The organism is Pseudomonas sp., from assembly GCF_050739655.1.
Taxonomy (GTDB): Bacteria; Pseudomonadota; Gammaproteobacteria; order Pseudomonadales; family Pseudomonadaceae; genus Aquipseudomonas.
Window position 1 is genome coordinate 1 of record NZ_JBOIBY010000659.1, and the last position, 12,855, is coordinate 12,855.

Genomic DNA, 12,855 nt, shown 5'->3' on the forward strand with positions numbered 1-12,855 from the left:
AGCCGCCACTGCTGGCGAATCAGGGATCAACCTGGGCCATCAGCTCCGGAATCGATTCCGGCCGATTGGCAAAACGCTGCGCCAGCACCGCGCAGACCATCAGTTGAATCTGGTGGAACAGCATCAACGGCAGGATCAGCACGCCAATGGTGCTGCCGGCAAACAACACCTGCGCCATCGGCACACCGGTTGCCAGGCTTTTCTTCGAACCGCAGAAGAGAATGGTGATGCGGTCTTCCTGATTGAAACCGAACGCCTTGCCCAATACGGTCGAGGCCACCAGCACCAGCACCAGCACCACGCAGCACGCTACCACCAGCCCGAGCAGATCCAGCAGCGGAATCTGATGCCAGAGGCCCTCGATCACCGCCTCGCTGAATGCGCCGTAGACTACCAGCAGGATCGAGCCCTGATCGACGAACTTCAACCAACTCTTGTTGCGCGCCACCCAGTTGCCGATCCAGCGTCGCGCGATTTGCCCGGCAATGAACGGCAGCAGCAACTGCACACTGATCTTGAGGATGGCGTCGAGGGTCGAGGAGCCTTCGCCGTGCACATTCAGCAACAGGGTCACCAGCAACGGCGTGAGAAAAATCCCGAACAGGCTGGACGCCGCCGCGCTGCAAATCGCCGCCGGGATGTTGCCCCGCGCCAGTGAAGTAAAGGCAATCGCCGACTGCACCGTGGCGGGCAGCGCACACAGGTAGAGCATGCCCATGTACAGGTCATTGCCAATCAGCGGCGACAGCAGCGGCTTGAGCGCCAGACCGAGCAACGGAAACAGCACGAAGGTCAGGCTGAACACCAGCACATGCAGGCGCCAGTGCCCGGCACCGGCAATGATCGACTCGCGGGACAGCTTGGCGCCATGCAGGAAAAACAGCAGCGCGATGGCGATGTTGGTCAACCAGCCAAAACCGACCGCGACCTGGCCGCTCGCGGGCAACAGGCTGGCGAGTGTCACCACGCCGATCAGGGTCAGGGTGAAGTTGTCGGGTAACAAGCGGGGGCGAGTCATGGGTTTGATCATCCGGGGGTTGCCAGTACGTGAAAGTGACTCTAACTTGCTTGGGAATTACCGACTAACGCCGATGAGCCAGCAGATGCCGCCTAAAGGACATGACAAAAGTATCCGGCGCAGTATTCCCGGGCTGTCCAGCCTGCCACGGCCACTCTACGGCCGTACCGAATCGCTGCCCAATCGCGCACTGACCCGACGCCACAGCCACCCGTGGGTGCAGCTGTCCTATGCGATTCAGGGCGTGCTCGAAATACAGACCGGCGCCGGGCGTTTCGTGGCCCCGCCGGAACGTGCGGTGTGGATTCCGGCGGGCATGCCGCACCGGGTGTTCAGTTCGCCACGCACGGAAATGCGCAGCCTGTACATCGATTGCAGCGTCTCGACGTGGGCGTCGCCGGGCTGTCATGTATTGGGGGTCAGCGATCTGTTGCGCGAGTTGATCCGTGCCTTCAGCCAGATCCCGGTGGAATACGATCAGAACGGCCCGCACGGTCGACTGGCCCAGGTGATTCTGGATCAGTTGGCCGAGGCGCCACAGATCGACTTGATGCTGCCATTGCCCCAGGACAGCCGATTGCGGCAGATCGCTCAAAGCCTGGAGTCCCACCCGGAGCAACAGACCACGCTCAGTCACTGGAGCGACAAATTCGGCGTCACCGAGAAAACCCTCAGTCGCCTGTTCCTGCGCGACACCGGCCTGACCTTTCGCGCCTGGCGACAGCGCTTGCGCCTGCTCGGCGCCCTGACGCCACTGGAACAGGGCGAACGAGTGACCGACGTCGCGTTGGCCTGTGGCTACGACTCGACGTCAGCATTCATCGCCGCCTTCCGCCAGCAGTTCGACGAAACACCGGGGGAGTTTTTTCGCTGAGCCCTGCAGTGTTTTTTGTCGTACGCGGAATTTGTGTTCGACACTGATCAACTGTGGGAGCGAGCTCGCTCGCGATGAGGCCATCACATTCAACATCTCTGTTGCCTGTCAGTCCGCCATCGCGAGCAAGCTCGCTCCCACAGTTTTTTGTGTTGAATGCAATGTTTGTGTACGACGCAAACCCTGTGGGAGCGGGCTTGCTCGCGAAGAGGCCCTCAAGGCCACCTCAGGAAGTGGCCTTCACCCCACGCCCAAACCGCTCCCGATACACCGACGGCGGCACCCCGACCACCGTGCGAAACGCCACCCGAAAACTTTCCACCGAACGATAACCACAGTGCTGGGCAATCTGCTCAGTGTTTTGATGGGTGCTTTCCAGCAGTTCCCGGGCACGGCCCAGACGCTCATGTTGGAGCCAGGTCTTGGGCGACTGGCCACTGGCCTGGGTGAAGCGTCGCAGGAATGTGCGCTCGCTCATGGCCGCTTCGCTGGCCAGGTCGCGTACTTCCAGCGGCTCATGCAGGCGCTCCCGCGCCCATTGCATGACGCGGGAAAGATCGCTGCGAGGCGTGGGACTCACCGGCGTCGGAATGAACTGCGCCTGGCCACCGGTGCGTTGCGGCGACATCACCAGGCGCCGCGCCACCGAGTTGGCCACTTGCGTACCGAAATCCCGTGCCACCAGATGCAGGCAAGCGTCTATGCCGGCCGCGCTACCGGCGGAGGTGATCAACTGGCCCGAGTCGACATACAACACGTCCGGGTCCACCTGAATGTTTGGAAAACGCGCCGCCAGTTCGCTGGTATAGCGCCAGTGAGTCGTGGCACCCCGGCCGTCGAGCAAGCCGGTGGCCGCCAGCACGAAGACCCCCGAACAGATCGATAGCAACCGTGCGCCCCGGGCGTAGGCTTGGCGCAGGGCGGCCAAAAGTGACTCGGGTACCGCTGCGCTGCGATCACGCCAGCCGGGAATGATGATGGTCCGAGCCTGTTCCAGCAGTTCCAGACCGCCGTCGGCCAGCACTTGAATGCCGCCCATTGCACGCATCGGCCCTTGATCGACGGCGGCGATTTGATGCGTATACCAAGGGAAATCGAACTCCGGCCGCGCCAGGCCGAAGATCTCCACGGCAATGCCGAACTCGAATGTACAGAGGCCGTCGTAGGCCAGAATCGCGACCAATCCAGGGTTAGGCTGCATTTGGCGGAAAATTCCCGGTGAGTGTCTTGTGCGCCACTTTAGCTGCATCGGGCCGACCGATAAAGTCTGCTCACACACACATTGACACCAAGGAGCACAACCCATGACCAGCCTGGTCCGCGAAATACCTGCCGCCCCATCGGCCATTGCCCTGATGCATTTCAGCAATCGCCTGACATTCGAAACCGATTGTTCCGACGTTCATGGCAGCCAGGCGGCAGGGGAAGTTGATTTCATCCTGGTGGACGTGCGGGGTCCGCTGGCGTTCGAGCGAGGGCATGTACCAGGGTCGATCAATATCCCGGGACGACTCCTCAACACAGAAAGCCTGGCGGCCTACCCGAAGAACAGTCTGTTCGTGGTCTATTGCGCAGGCCCCCATTGCAACGGCGCGAACAAGGCGGCAGTGAAACTGGCAGCCTTGGGTTACCCGGTCAAAGAGATGATAGGGGGCGTGACCGGGTGGCTCGACGAAGGGTTCGAGTTGAGTGTCGCGGTGCAACGGGCCGTGCAAGCCGGGATTGGTTGCGAGTGTTGATGGCGCCGAAGAGTTTGCTTGCCTGCTAGCGTTTGCGCGCTTTAAACCGCCTTCCACCACTTGTCCAGTGTCGCCTGCAGCCAGTCAAAAACTTCGCTGTAGGCGGCGTTGTCCTGTGGCCCGCGAGGCAGCGGCGACTCCTCGGCGAAGTGCTGGTTAAGCATGGTTACTGACTCGACATTCCATTCCGGATGAAACTGCAGCCCCACCCGTGTCGGTCCGACGCAATACATCTGTTGTTCACACTGTTCGCTGCTGGCCAGCAGTTGCGCGTTCGGTGGCAGGTCAATGGCGTCTTCATGCCATTGCAGTACCTTAAGGCTCCGGCCATCGGCAAAGTTCACATCAGTCCAACCGGTTTCGGCCTGGCCCATGCGCCGTACATTGCCGCCCAGGCTCAACGCCAACAACTGCGCTCCCAGACAAATGGCGAACACCGGCGCGCCTTGATCCAGACTGCCCGCCAACCACTGTCGTTCGGCTTCCAGCCAGGCTGGCCCGGCGTTGGACTCGTAAGGTCCTCCCAACAGGATGACCGGCGCGCTACTCGCTGGCGGTAACTGACCGAGATCGGCGCGAAACACTCTCAGCGTCACCCCGCGAGAGGCAGCCCACTGGGCAATGGCGCCGGGGCCTTCGGCGGGGTGGTGCTGGATCAGGTTCAATTCGGGCATCACGCTTATCTCGACAGAGCAGATTGGCGCTCAATGTGCCGCAAAAAAGGCTCCATCACCAGTGCGACTCTTCAGTCGGAATGTTCCCATAATCCTGTAGGCGTTTTCCGAATGCGACGATTGTCAGACAGTCTTTGCACCGCTCTGGCGCACGCTTCCTACGCATTCGGCGTCTTGACCATTTTCTATAAATATTTGTCGCCTGCGAACAAATGGCCCACGTGCAGCCACCATAGACTGCCGGCCACTTCGGTCCTTGTCAGCCATAAGCTGCGACCGAAAGCTGCCTATCGAAGCTGCCAATAAAAGCCTCCGCACACAGGAGTTATAAATGATGAAGCTAGTGATGTTCGGTGCTCTGGCACTGTCGATGTTGTCCCTGACTGCTGTGGCTGAAGACGCCAAGCCGATCCGCATCGGTATCGAAGCCGGTTATCCGCCATTCTCGATGAAAACCCCGGACGGCAAACTCACCGGTTTCGACGTTGATATCGGCGACGCGCTGTGCGAGCAGATGAAAGTGAAGTGCACCTGGGTCGAGCAAGAGTTCGACGGCCTGATCCCGGCACTGAAGGTCAAGAAAATCGACGCCATCCTGTCGTCCATGACCATTACTGACGATCGCAAGAAGAACGCCGATTTCACCATTAAGTACTACCATACCCCGGCACGCTTCGTGATGAAGGCGGGCACCGACATCAAGGATCCGCTGACCGAACTCAAAGGCAAGAAGGTCGGTGTGCTGCGCGCCAGCACCCACGACCGCTTCGCCACCGATGTGCTGGTGCCGGCCGGTATCGAGCTGGTGCGTTACGGCTCCCAGCAGGAAGCCAACCTGGATATGGTCTCCGGTCGCATTGACGCGTTGCTGGCCGACTCGGTCAACCTGGACGACGGTTTCCTGAAGACCGACGCCGGTAAAGGGTTCGCTTTCGTAGGCCCGACCTATGAAGATCCCAAGTACTTCGGCGGCGGTGCTGGTATCGCGGTGCGCAAGGGTGACAAGGAGCTGGCGGACAAATTCAACACCGCCATCACCGAAATCCGCGCCAACGGCAAGTACAAGCAAGTGCAGGACAAGTACTTCGACTTTGATGTTTACGGGCATTAATTTGTCGTAGATGCAGGAGCTGCCGCAGGCTGCGATCCTCAAGATTGAAAGATCGCAGCCTCGTTGCACTCGACAGCTCCTACAGTGGAGCGGTTCGCCACAGTGAAATTGCATTACCCCTGTAGGAGCTGCCGCAGGCTGCGATCTGTTGATCTTGCTTCTCAAGATTGAAAGATCGCAGCCTCGTTTCACTCGACAGCTCCTACAGCAACTTTAGGAGCTAACCCCCATGCAACGCATCGACCATCCTTTGCCCTGGAGCCACCTTGGCACCGAGCGCACCCTCAGCGTCTTTCGCTACGGCGCAGGCACGCGCAAGGTCTACATCCAGGCCAGCCTGCATGCCGATGAACTGCCGGGTATGCGTACGGCTTGGGAACTGAAAAAACGACTGACCGAGCTTGAAAGCCAAGGGCAACTGCAAGGCGTGATCGAGTTGGTGCCGGTCGCCAACCCCATCGGTCTGGATCAGCACTTGCAAGGCAGTCACATGGGGCGCTTTGAACTGGGCAGCGGGAAGAACTTCAACCGCTCGTTCGTTGAACTCAGCGCGCCAGTGGCGCAGTTGATTGGTGATCGTCTGGGCAACGATGCCGAGGCCAACATCGCTCTGATCCGCCAGACCATGGGTCAGGTGCTGGACGACTTGCCCGCGCCTGCCTCGCAACTTGAAGCGATGCACCGATTGTTGCTGCGCCACGCTTGCGATGCGGATATCACCCTCGACCTGCACTGCGATTTCGATGCTGCCATTCACATCTACGCATTGCCGCAACACTGGCCGCAGTGGCAATCCCTGGCTGCGCGCTTGAAGGCCGGTGTGGCGTTACTGTGCGAGGATTCCGGCGGCAGCTCATTCGATGAGTCTTGTTCTTCGCCGTGGCTGCGTCTGGCCAGGGCGTTTCCCGACGCCGCGATTCCCCCGGCTAACCTGGCAACCACGCTGGAACTGGGAAGCATGGGTGATACCCGGATCGACCAGGCGCAAGCTAACTGCGAAGCGATTCTGGGTTTCCTTGCCGAGCAGGGATTCATTGCGGGCGACTGGCCGGCAGCGCCGCAAACGTGCTGCGAAGGCATGCCGTTCGAAGGCACCGAGTACCTGTTTGCGCCACATCACGGGGTCGTGAGTTTCCTGCGCGAGGCCGGTGAATGGGTCGAGAAGGGCGATGCGCTGTTTGAGGTGGTCGACCCATTGAATGACAAGGTCACGACCGTGCGTGCCGGCACCAGTGGCGTGTTGTTTGCGATTGATCGCGGGCGCTATACCCAGCCAGGGACCTGGCAGGCGAAAGTGGCGGGGCGGGAGCCGATTCGGGTGGGCAAACTGATCAACGACTGACCCGCATCACTCTGTAGGAGCGAGATCGCTCCGGGCGGCGTTCCGAGGATGGACGTCAACGAAAACGCGGGACACCAGATGCCCAGCGGCGTTCTGAAGTCTATCGCGAGCAAGCTCGCTCCTACAGGTACAGGGGAACGTTCAGACACAGCAAACGCATCGGCGCAGAGAGATGCTAGGCTCTGCCACGAATCCTGCGCACTGTGAAGGAAGGTCCATGCTGAAGTTTCTCGCTCTGCTCACGCTGCTGGCATCCGCTGCTGTCCACGCCCAAACTCCGCTGCAAACCGATCTTGCGCTCAAGTATCTTGAGCGAACCACACCCGATTCCCGCGATCAGCCCCTGGTGGTTTTCCTCCACGGTTACGGCAGTAATGAGCAGGACCTGTTCGATATCAAGGACGAACTGCCCGCGCCATACACCTACCTGTCGGTGCGGGCGCCGATGGTGATGGGAGAGGGTGGTTACCAGTGGTTTCGCAAGAAAGGCGAAGGTGCCTACAACGGTGAGACCGATGATCTGAAGTCCAGTGGCCAGTTGTTGCAGGAATTCATCGCACAGGCGGCGCAGAAATATCACACCCAACCGGACAAGGTATTTCTGATCGGGTTCAGCCAGGGCGCGATCATGTCCTACGAGGTTGCTTTGCGCCATCCCGAGGCGGTAGGCGGGATTGCCGCGCTGAGCGGGCGGGTTCTGCCGGTGCTCAAGTCCGAGCTGAAACCGGATGAAAAGCGCCAGTCGCTGGCGATTTTCATCGGTCATGGCACCGCGGACAAAAGTCTGCCCTACAGCGACGGCACCGAAGCCAACAGCCTGTTGCAGAGCGTGTCGCTGGAGCCTGAGTTTCACGCCTATCAAGGCGTTGGTCACACCATCAGTGCCGAAGAGATACAGGATTTGAGCGCCTGGCTTCAGCGCCTCAATCCTTGAAGCTTATTTACCGCTGACGATCTGCTTGATCAGCGTCTCGTGGGCCGCCATGTCGCCTGGGCGGGAGATGACCTGAATCACGGTCATGCGCCCGCCAGACGCTGCCATCAGCGTGGTGTTGAGGGTCTGGCCGCCACCCTGGGTCGCGGTGCTGTCGACCTGGCGAACGCCCAGCCCGCTGCTTTTCAGGGTCAGGCTTTTTTCACTGAGCTGGTTGTAATCCGGTAGCGCCTTGCGTTGTGACGCATCGAAATCGGCCACAGTGCCGTCCAGGAACGCTCCGTCGTTGTCCTTGACCTTGACGCCTTCCGGCAAGTTGTTTTCTGCGGCAATCACCACCGTCTTGGTGGTTTCGTTGGCGTACATGGTGCCGCTTGCCCCAGTGGGGCTGGCCGGCAGCTTCGTCGCGACGAAGCCTTTGGGCAAGGTGAAGGTAAATTTGCCGCCGAGCAGCGAGACTTTCTGGACCTGCGCCGACTCCTTGGCCGGGGCCTTGGCGGCCTGCGCACTCAAAGCCCCCAGGCTGGCAACCGCTGCCAGCAACAGGACAACGGCTTTTTTACTCAACAATGACATTCGAAATCTCCAGGGGTGGTCGCGCAGTGGGCGGCGATCATCCCATGGAGGATGTGAGGTGTTCCAGCGTGGGCTAACGGATGGTCATGGATCTTCAGGTTGACGGATATTCCTGTCTTGCATGTACAACACTGACAATCTCGATTCGATCCGTTATCTGATAAATCACCAGATAGTTGGGATGTACGACGATCTCCCTTGTTCCAGATACTCGGCCAAGTCGATATAGGTGGGGATGCTCGAGAAGGGCTGATGTAGCGATTTCAATGCTTTGGAACAGCTCGATTGCTGCCTTGGAATTAAGATTGCCAATATAAGTCAGGATTTTTCGTAGTTCAGCCCGCGCTTCGGGCCTCCACTCAACCGGCATTGCGCTGGTTGCGCTGCGCCTCCAGAAGGACTCTCATTTCAGCCATCACTTGATCGTGAGGGATGCTTGGTCGTGGATCATCCAGCGAAGCCTGCACCTTGGCGCGCAACCAGCGATCATAGCTGGCGGCCTGTTGTTGCGTTTCGAAGTCGGAAACCATGGGGGAAAGCGGGGTGTTCATAGTGACCTCCAGGATCAATGTGCAACAGTCTAATAAGGAAGTGGTGTGCTGTCGCCTCCGGCCGGATAAAACAAGCCGGCACAAGCCACGGATCGAATCCTAAGCATCGCGCTTCCGACGACCAACCCGAAAAAGCTGTGGGATAAATCCCCCGATTTCTTAATTTTCGTCACCCCTTGTAGGACCTTAAAAACCAAGCGACGCAGGTGTCGACGAGAAGGTTTCTCGGCACCTGCGCCGACTTTTACACTCATTACGCCTTGACCACCGGCTGCATCGGTCGCGCCAGCAGGCGTTTGGTCACGCCCAGCATCGCTACAGACACTGCCACCCCAAGGGCAAAGGCGCTCATGCCCATGCTCGGCAGCGCCAATGCCAGAACCAGGCAGAATGCCGAAAACGAATACATGCCGGTGGCCGTTGCACGCAGCAGCGCAGCAGTAAACGCCGGGCCTCGGGTTTGCTGGGAAAACACCGCCATCACGCTGCCCAGCACCGGGAACACGGCGAGCAGACCACTCCAGCGGTCGCCGACGGTGCTGGCGAGCATGGTCACAGCCAGAGTCAGCAGGGCGCCTGCAAGCATGCGCAGCAGCAGTTTGTCGGACTTGGGCGCCGGGCTCGAAGCGATCGGTTGAACCGACGGGAACAAGTAAGGCGAGACCAGAAGGGCAGTAGCTGCGGCGACCACCGAGACCATCAGCGACGGCGGGATCAGCGACAGCACCAAGGCGACCAGTGCCCATACCGACAGCGAAACGGTCAATGCCAGCGGCCATCCGGCGCGTTGCGCGACTTGGGCATAGGTCACACAGAAAGAAATCATCGCTAACATTGCCGATAACGCCGCCAGTGCCGATTGCGCGGCGAACATTTCGCCTTGTTCAATGGCAAGGAAAAACAGAATCGGCCCCACCACCACCGGTAATCCCGACAACCAGCCCGCGACACTCGGTCCCCAGCGTTTACCGGCCAGGGATATCAGCAGCAGGAATCCAGGAATCACCAGCAGTTTAAGCATCAACACGCGCACATCTCCTACCTGTGTGAGGTAGCAACGGTAACATTGCGGGTCGTGAATTGCGCTATGGATTGATGGGTTTTGTATACAAAATTACGGAGCGTGTAGGCGCTGCCGCAGGCTGCGATCTTTTGATTTGATCGTTCCCACGCTCTGCGTGGGAATGCCTCAACGGACGCTCCGCGTTCGGCTCTTGATTGGGACGCAGAGCGTCCCGGGCTACATTCCCACGCGGAGCGTGGGAACGATCAACAAAGATCGTTGTTTCACAAATAGAGAACCCGGTGCGAGGTGAGTCGCACCGGGTGTTTTGCCAGGCTGCAGCGGTTCTTCGTGGGTCCCCGCGCAGTCCGATAAACGCTTTACGCCCGTTCGAGCGCCAATGCCACGCCCTGACCACCGCCGATGCACAGGGTGGCGAGGCCTTTCTTGGCGTCACGCTTGATCATTTCATGCAGCAGGGTCACCAGCACGCGGCAACCCGAAGCACCGATCGGGTGGCCGAGGGCGATGGCACCGCCGTTGACGTTGACCTTGTTCAAGTCCCATTCCAGGTCCTTGGCCACGGCCAGCGATTGTGCGGCGAAGGCTTCGTTGGCTTCGATCAGGTCAAGTTGGTCAATGGACCAGCCGGCCTTGTTCAGGCAGCGACGGGTCGCCGACACCGGGCCAATGCCCATGATCGCCGGGTCGACACCCGCATTGGCGTAAGCGGCGATTTTTGCCAGCACCGGAAGGCCGAGGGCCTTGGCTTTTTCGGCGCTCATCAGGATAACGGCGGCGGCGCCATCGTTCAGCGACGAAGCATTACCAGCGGTCACCGATCCGTCCTTCTTGAAGGCGGCTTTGAGTTTGCCCAGGGATTCGGCGGTGGTGCCGGCCCGAGGCTGCTCGTCAGTGGCGAAGGACAGTGGATCGCCCTTGCGCTGAGGGATCAGGATCGGGGTGATTTCATCAGCGAAACGACCGGCTTCGATGGCGGCCACGGCTTTCTGCTGGGAGGCGGCGGCGAAGGCGTCCTGCTGCTCACGGCTCAGGCTGTATTTCTCGGCCAGGTTCTCGGCCGTGATGCCCATGTGGTAATCGTTGAACGCATCCCACAGGCCGTCGCTGATCATGGTGTCGACGATTTGTGCGTGACCCATGCGCAGACCGGTGCGGGCACCGGGCATGACGTAGTTGGCCAGGCTCATGTTTTCCTGGCCGCCGGCGATGATCACCTCGGCATCGCCGCAGCGAATCGCCTGGGCGCCCAAATGCAGGGCCTTGAGGCCCGAACCGCAGACCTTGTTCAGGGTCATGGCCGGTACGGCGAACGGCAAGCCGGCCTTGATCGAGGCCTGGCGCGCGGGGTTTTGCCCGGTGCCGGCGGTCAGTACCTGGCCCATGATCACTTCATCGACTTCAGCCGGGTTCAGGCCGGTTTGCGCCAGCAACTGGCGGATGACGGCGGCGCCCAGGTCAACGGCGGACACATTGGCCAGCGAACCCTGGAAGCTGCCGATCGCGGTACGCGTGGCGGCAACAATGACGACTTCTTGCATGGAATGGTTCCTCACTGGTCAGCGAACTGCATTTCCGGTACGTGCTCTGGCACGATCAGTTTACCGGCAGTCTTGGCGACGATCTCTTCTACGCTGACACCCGGCGCACGCTCCTTGAGAATGAACGCGCCGTTTTCGATTTCCAGGTAAGCCAGGTCGGTCAATACACGCTTGATGCAACCGGCGCCGGTCAGCGGCAGGCTGCAATGGTCCAACAGCTTGGACTCACCGTCCTTGGACGCGTGGGTCATGATGACGATGATGTTGTCTGCGCCGGCGACTAGGTCCATCGCGCCGCCCATGCCCTTGACCAGTTTGCCGGGGATCATCCACGAGGCGATGTTGCCTTGCACGTCCACTTCGAAGGCACCCAGTACGGTCAGGTCGACATGACCACCGCGGATCATCGCGAAGGACTCGGCGGAGGAGAAAATCGAAGCACCGGTACGGGCAGTCACGGTTTGTTTGCCGGCGTTGATCATGTCGGCATCGATGGTTTCTTCAGTAGGAAAAGGACCCATGCCCAGCAGGCCGTTTTCCGACTGCAGCATGACTTCCATGCCTTCGGGGATGTAGTTGGCGACCAGGGTCGGAATGCCGATACCCAGGTTCACATAGAAGCCGTCCTGCATTTCGCGGGCGACGCGTTGGGCCATTTGTTCGCGGGAAAGTGCCATTGTTGTTATTCCTTCATTCGGTCCGGGGGCAGGGGATCATTTACGTACGGTGCGCTGTTCGATGCGCTTCTCGAACGTGCCGCAGATGATCCGGTCGACGTAGATGCCTGGGGTGTGGATCTGCGCCGGGTCGAGCTCGCCCGGTTCGACGATTTCTTCGACTTCGACCACGGTGATCTTGCCGGCGGTGGCGGCCAGCGGGTTGAAGTTCTGCGCGGTGTGGCGGTAAACCACGTTACCGAAATGGTCGGCCTTCCAGCCTTTGACGATGGCGAAGTCGCCAGTGATGGACTCCTCCATCAGGTACTTGCGGCCATGGAATTCGCGCACTTCCTTGCCGTCAGCAACCGGAGTGCCAACGCCGGTGGCGGTGAAGAAAGCCGGGATGCCGGCGCCGCCAGCGCGCATTTTTTCGGCCAGGGTACCTTGCGGGGTCAGGATGACTTCGATTTCGCCCTTGAGCAGTTGCTCTTCGAACAGCTTGTTCTCGCCGACGTAGGAGGCCACCACTTTGCTGATCTGGCGGTCGGTCAGCAGCACGCCGAGACCGAAACCATCGACGCCGCAGTTGTTGGAAACCACAGTGAGGTCGCGGGTGCCCTTGCGCTTGATCTCGTTGATCAGGTTTTCCGGAATGCCGCACAGGCCGAAGCCGCCAGCGATTACGGTCATGCCGTCTTCAAGACCTGCCAGAGCTTCCTCGTAGGAACTCACGCGCTTGTCGAAACCTGCCATATGCACCTCTTTTATTCTTTGTGGGCGGCTGGCTAGCCGTATGGGGTTGAGTGTCTCGC

At 60.0% G+C, this 12,855-nt stretch carries 15 protein-coding genes; 5 read left to right on the forward strand and 10 right to left on the reverse strand.

What is annotated here, in order from left to right; translation table 11 throughout:
- Window positions 1-19: 19 nt before the first annotated feature.
- Window positions 20-1,018, reverse strand: a complete 999-nt coding sequence (locus tag ACRESJ_RS31290; protein WP_431761357.1) for a bile acid:sodium symporter family protein — start codon at window positions 1,016-1,018, stop codon at window positions 20-22.
- Window positions 1,019-1,103: 85 nt separating this feature from the next.
- Here ACRESJ_RS31290 and ACRESJ_RS31295 point away from each other — a divergent pair, with 85 nt between their 5' ends.
- Window positions 1,104-1,892, forward strand: a complete 789-nt coding sequence (locus ACRESJ_RS31295) for an AraC family transcriptional regulator (protein WP_431761358.1) — start codon at window positions 1,104-1,106, stop codon at window positions 1,890-1,892.
- Window positions 1,893-2,118: 226 nt separating this feature from the next.
- Here ACRESJ_RS31295 and ftrA read toward each other — a convergent pair whose 3' ends face one another.
- Entirely contained in the window at window positions 2,119-3,093 is a 975-nt protein-coding gene (gene ftrA / locus ACRESJ_RS31300) for a transcriptional regulator FtrA (protein ID WP_431761359.1), read from the reverse strand.
- A gap of 103 nt (window positions 3,094-3,196) precedes the next feature.
- Between ftrA and ACRESJ_RS31305 the strand changes: the two genes are divergently transcribed.
- Complete coding sequence (locus tag ACRESJ_RS31305; protein WP_431761360.1) at window positions 3,197-3,631, forward strand: rhodanese-like domain-containing protein; 435 nt, start codon at window positions 3,197-3,199, stop codon at window positions 3,629-3,631.
- Between the two features lie 41 nt (window positions 3,632-3,672).
- Here the strand turns inward: ACRESJ_RS31305 and ACRESJ_RS31310 are convergent, their stop codons facing one another.
- Window positions 3,673-4,305: a type 1 glutamine amidotransferase gene (locus tag ACRESJ_RS31310; protein ID WP_431761361.1), complete on the reverse strand. Its 633-nt coding sequence runs from the start codon at window positions 4,303-4,305 to the stop codon at window positions 3,673-3,675.
- Between the two features lie 331 nt (window positions 4,306-4,636).
- Between ACRESJ_RS31310 and ACRESJ_RS31315 the strand changes: the two genes are divergently transcribed.
- The 3 genes from ACRESJ_RS31315 (at window position 4,637) to ACRESJ_RS31325 (ending at window position 7,692) form a co-directional block, all read left to right on the forward strand.
- A complete protein-coding gene (locus tag ACRESJ_RS31315) occupies window positions 4,637-5,416 on the forward strand; it encodes an ABC transporter substrate-binding protein (RefSeq protein ID WP_431761362.1) in 780 nt (259 codons plus the stop codon).
- 229 nt (window positions 5,417-5,645) lie between these two features.
- Window positions 5,646-6,758, forward strand: a complete 1,113-nt coding sequence (locus ACRESJ_RS31320) for a succinylglutamate desuccinylase/aspartoacylase family protein (protein ID WP_431761363.1) — start codon at window positions 5,646-5,648, stop codon at window positions 6,756-6,758.
- A 217-nt stretch (window positions 6,759-6,975) separates the two neighbouring features.
- The gene (locus ACRESJ_RS31325) at window positions 6,976-7,692 is read left to right on the forward strand and encodes an alpha/beta hydrolase (RefSeq protein WP_431761364.1); all 717 of its coding nucleotides are present in this window, start codon (window positions 6,976-6,978) and stop codon (window positions 7,690-7,692) included.
- Between the two features lie 3 nt (window positions 7,693-7,695).
- Here the strand turns inward: ACRESJ_RS31325 and ACRESJ_RS31330 are convergent, their stop codons facing one another.
- The 7 genes from ACRESJ_RS31330 to ACRESJ_RS31360 all read right to left on the reverse strand — a co-directional run bounded on the left by ACRESJ_RS31330 (window position 7,696) and on the right by ACRESJ_RS31360 (window position 12,796).
- Window positions 7,696-8,268, reverse strand: coding sequence for a hypothetical protein (locus tag ACRESJ_RS31330; protein ID WP_431761365.1), 573 nt, complete (start codon window positions 8,266-8,268; stop codon window positions 7,696-7,698).
- 94 nt (window positions 8,269-8,362) lie between these two features.
- Entirely contained in the window at window positions 8,363-8,638 is a 276-nt protein-coding gene (locus tag ACRESJ_RS31335; RefSeq protein ID WP_431761366.1) for a type II toxin-antitoxin system RelE/ParE family toxin, read from the reverse strand.
- Window positions 8,628-8,819 (reverse strand): type II toxin-antitoxin system RelB family antitoxin, encoded by a 192-nt coding sequence (relB, locus tag ACRESJ_RS31340; RefSeq protein ID WP_431761367.1) that lies wholly within the window; start codon window positions 8,817-8,819, stop codon window positions 8,628-8,630. The genes ACRESJ_RS31335 and relB overlap by 11 nt, the downstream gene beginning before the upstream one ends.
- A 253-nt stretch (window positions 8,820-9,072) precedes the next feature.
- Entirely contained in the window at window positions 9,073-9,846 is a 774-nt protein-coding gene (locus tag ACRESJ_RS31345; protein WP_431761368.1) for a hypothetical protein, read from the reverse strand.
- A gap of 356 nt (window positions 9,847-10,202) precedes the next feature.
- The gene (locus ACRESJ_RS31350) at window positions 10,203-11,384 is read right to left on the reverse strand and encodes an acetyl-CoA C-acetyltransferase (protein ID WP_431761369.1); all 1,182 of its coding nucleotides are present in this window, start codon (window positions 11,382-11,384) and stop codon (window positions 10,203-10,205) included.
- A gap of 11 nt (window positions 11,385-11,395) precedes the next feature.
- On the reverse strand, window positions 11,396-12,061 hold the full coding sequence (locus ACRESJ_RS31355; RefSeq protein WP_406592307.1) for a CoA transferase subunit B: 666 nt from the start codon (window positions 12,059-12,061) through the stop codon (window positions 11,396-11,398).
- Window positions 12,062-12,097: 36 nt separating this feature from the next.
- Window positions 12,098-12,796, reverse strand: a complete 699-nt coding sequence (locus tag ACRESJ_RS31360) for a CoA transferase subunit A (RefSeq protein WP_431761370.1) — start codon at window positions 12,794-12,796, stop codon at window positions 12,098-12,100.
- Window positions 12,797-12,855: the final 59 nt, after the last annotated feature.

Bases quoted from the DNA above. Each gene is read 5' to 3' on its own strand.
- ACRESJ_RS31320 (WP_431761363.1), top strand. From the start codon at position 5,646: ATGCAACGCATCGACCATCCTTTGCCCTGGAGCCACCTTGGCACCGAG.
- ACRESJ_RS31335 (WP_431761366.1), bottom strand. From the start codon at position 8,638: ATGCCGGTTGAGTGGAGGCCCGAAGCGCGGGCTGAACTACGAAAAATC.
- ACRESJ_RS31295 (WP_431761358.1), top strand. From the start codon at position 1,104: ATGCCGCCTAAAGGACATGACAAAAGTATCCGGCGCAGTATTCCCGGG.
- ACRESJ_RS31325 (WP_431761364.1), top strand. From the start codon at position 6,976: ATGCTGAAGTTTCTCGCTCTGCTCACGCTGCTGGCATCCGCTGCTGTC.
- ACRESJ_RS31290 (WP_431761357.1), bottom strand. From the start codon at position 1,018: ATGACTCGCCCCCGCTTGTTACCCGACAACTTCACCCTGACCCTGATC.
- ACRESJ_RS31310 (WP_431761361.1), bottom strand. From the start codon at position 4,305: ATGCCCGAATTGAACCTGATCCAGCACCACCCCGCCGAAGGCCCCGGC.
- ACRESJ_RS31315 (WP_431761362.1), top strand. From the start codon at position 4,637: ATGATGAAGCTAGTGATGTTCGGTGCTCTGGCACTGTCGATGTTGTCC.
- ACRESJ_RS31330 (WP_431761365.1), bottom strand. From the start codon at position 8,268: ATGTCATTGTTGAGTAAAAAAGCCGTTGTCCTGTTGCTGGCAGCGGTT.
- ACRESJ_RS31355 (WP_406592307.1), bottom strand. From the start codon at position 12,061: ATGGCACTTTCCCGCGAACAAATGGCCCAACGCGTCGCCCGCGAAATG.
- ftrA (WP_431761359.1), bottom strand. From the start codon at position 3,093: ATGCAGCCTAACCCTGGATTGGTCGCGATTCTGGCCTACGACGGCCTC.
- ACRESJ_RS31350 (WP_431761369.1), bottom strand. From the start codon at position 11,384: ATGCAAGAAGTCGTCATTGTTGCCGCCACGCGTACCGCGATCGGCAGC.
- ACRESJ_RS31360 (WP_431761370.1), bottom strand. From the start codon at position 12,796: ATGGCAGGTTTCGACAAGCGCGTGAGTTCCTACGAGGAAGCTCTGGCA.
- relB (WP_431761367.1), bottom strand. From the start codon at position 8,819: ATGAACACCCCGCTTTCCCCCATGGTTTCCGACTTCGAAACGCAACAA.
- ACRESJ_RS31305 (WP_431761360.1), top strand. From the start codon at position 3,197: ATGACCAGCCTGGTCCGCGAAATACCTGCCGCCCCATCGGCCATTGCC.